General features: G+C 67.8%; 2 protein-coding genes. One reads left to right on the top strand and one right to left on the bottom strand.

Features of this window, described 5'->3' with window-relative positions:
• Positions 1 to 100: 100 nt before the first annotated feature.
• Complete coding sequence (gene glnA, locus ACFU5K_RS31665; RefSeq protein ID WP_384068137.1) at positions 101 to 1,510, bottom strand: type I glutamate--ammonia ligase; 1,410 nt, start codon at positions 1,508 to 1,510, stop codon at positions 101 to 103.
• 222 nt (positions 1,511 to 1,732) lie between these two features.
• Between glnA and ACFU5K_RS31660 the strand changes: the two genes are divergently transcribed.
• A complete protein-coding gene (locus ACFU5K_RS31660; protein WP_384068134.1) occupies positions 1,733 to 2,200 on the top strand; it encodes an RDD family protein in 468 nt (155 codons plus the stop codon).
• Positions 2,201 to 2,373: the final 173 nt, after the last annotated feature.

The raw sequence follows: 2,373 nt of genomic DNA, 5'->3' as shown, positions 1-2,373 counted from the left end.
ACCCTGTACCGACTCAGGGGCGTGCCTCCCACTGCCGATGCGATGTTCGACGCCCTGGACGCGGACCAGTTGGAACTGGGAGCTCACGCTCCCGGACCGTCTAGAGGTCGTAGTACAGCTCGAACTCGTGCGGGTGCGGGCGCAGCTGGATCGGGGCGATCTCGTTCGTGCGCTTGTAGTCGATCCACGTCTCGATCAGGTCGGGCGTGAAGACGCCACCGGCCTGGAGGTACTCGTGGTCGGCCTCCAGGGCGTCGAGGACCGCGGGCAGCGAAGTCGGGACCTGCTGGACGCCCGCGTGCTCCTCGGGGGCCAGCTCGTAGAGGTCCTTGTCGATCGGCTCCGGCGGCTCGATCTTGTTCTTGACACCGTCGAGGCCGGCCATCAGCAGGGCCGAGAACGCCAGGTACGGGTTCGAGGACGGGTCCGGCGCGCGGAACTCGACGCGCTTGGCCTTCGGGTTGGAGCCCGTGATCGGGATGCGCATCGCGGCGGAGCGGTTGCGCTGCGAGTAGACCATGTTGACCGGGGCCTCGAAGCCGGGCACCAGGCGGTGGTAGGAGTTCACCGTCGGGTTGGTGAAGGCGAGCAGCGAAGGGGCGTGCTTCAGGATGCCGCCGATGTAGTAGCGCGCCATGTCCGAGAGGCCCGCGTAGCCCTGCTCGTCGTAGAACAGCGGCGTACCGCCCTGCCACAGCGACTGGTGCACGTGCATGCCCGAGCCGTTGTCACCGAAGATCGGCTTCGGCATGAAGGTCGCGGTCTTGCCGTTGCGCCAGGCGACGTTCTTCACGATGTACTTGAAGAGCATCAGGTCGTCGGCCGCGGCGAGCAGCGTGTTGAACTTGTAGTTGATCTCGGCCTGGCCGGCGGTGCCGACCTCGTGGTGCTGGCGCTCGACCTGGAGGCCGTTCTTGTCCAGCTCCATGGAGATCTCGGCGCGCAGGTCGGCGAAGTGGTCGACCGGCGGCGTCGGGAAGTAGCCGCCCTTGTAGCGGACCTTGTAACCCCGGTTGTTCTCGACCGCACCGGTGTTCCAGGCGCCGGCCTCGGAGTCGATGTGGTAGAAGCTCTCGTTCGCCGACGTCTGGAAGCGGACGTTGTCGAAGACGTAGAACTCGGCCTCGGGGCCGAAGTAGGCGGTGTCGGCGACACCGGTGGAGGCGAGGTAGGCCTCGGCCTTCTTGGCCACGTTGCGCGGGTCACGGCTGTACTGCTCGCCGGTGATCGGGTCGTGGATGAAGAAGTTGATGTTCACGGTCTTGTCGCGGCGGAACGGGTCGACACGAGCCGTCGACAGGTCCGCGCGGAGCGCCATGTCGGACTCGTGGATGGCCTGGAAGCCGCGGATCGACGAGCCGTCGAATGCCAGTTCCTCGGACGGGTCGAAGGACGCCGCGGGGATCGTGAAGTGCTGCATCACACCCGGCAGGTCGCAGAACCGGACGTCGACGAACTTGACGTCGTTGTCGGCGATGTACTTCTGGACTTCGTCGGCGTTCTGGAACATCCAACTCCTCCTACTCCCGACCCGGGAAAGGGCGGGGTTGCAGCTCGTCTGTGTGGCCAGTGCGGTGGCACACGCTGGACCCGACCTTAGGCAGAAGGGATTTCTCCAGCATGACCCATTTGTTTCGCACAAGTTAACCAGCCCGGTTGCCCGTGGCACCTCGGCGACGTGTTCCGTGCCCCGCCCGGCCAGGTGCAAACGCGGGCGCAGTACCGTGGTCGGGTGGACAACAGGCAAGCAATCGGATCGTGGCTCTCGGGGCCGCGCGCGGCGGCCGAGGAGATGGGCGCCGACTTCGGTTACCGGGGCGAGCGCCTCGGTCTGCCCCGGGAGGGCCAGGGGGCGATCGCCCCGCTCGGCCGACGTTTCGGGGCCCTCTTCATCGACTGGATCGTGTGCATGGTGATCGCATACGGCCTGCTCGCTCGCGGTGACCAGCAGGCGGCGGGGAACTGGGCGCTCGGCGTCTTCCTCGTCATGAGTCTGCTGACGGTCACGACCGTCGGTTCCACCCCGGGCAAGCGGATCATGGGCCTGCGGGTCGTCGCCGAGGACGGCGGGCGGCTCGGGACCGTGAGGGTCGTCCTGCGGAGCGTGCTCCTCCTCCTGGTCATCCCGGCCATCGTCTGGGACCGCGACAGCCGGGGCCTGCACGACCGGCTGTCGCGCGCCGTACAGGTCCGCATCTGACCGTCCGCATGCCGGACACCCGGCGCACGGCACCCCGCGCGTACACCGGGGGCCCCGGACCGGTCGTCGCGCGAACGTCGGCGGCTGGACCGGTCGTCGCCGCGCCAGGCGGCGGAGGCGTCGAGCACGTGACAGCGAAACGGCGTGGCCCCGGACGAGAAATCGTCCGGGGC

Source organism: Streptomyces sp. NPDC057428, from assembly GCF_042803195.1.
In the GTDB taxonomy this organism is placed as follows: Bacteria; Actinomycetota; Actinomycetes; order Streptomycetales; family Streptomycetaceae; genus Streptomyces.
This window is presented reverse-complemented; position numbering and strand designations above follow the sequence as displayed.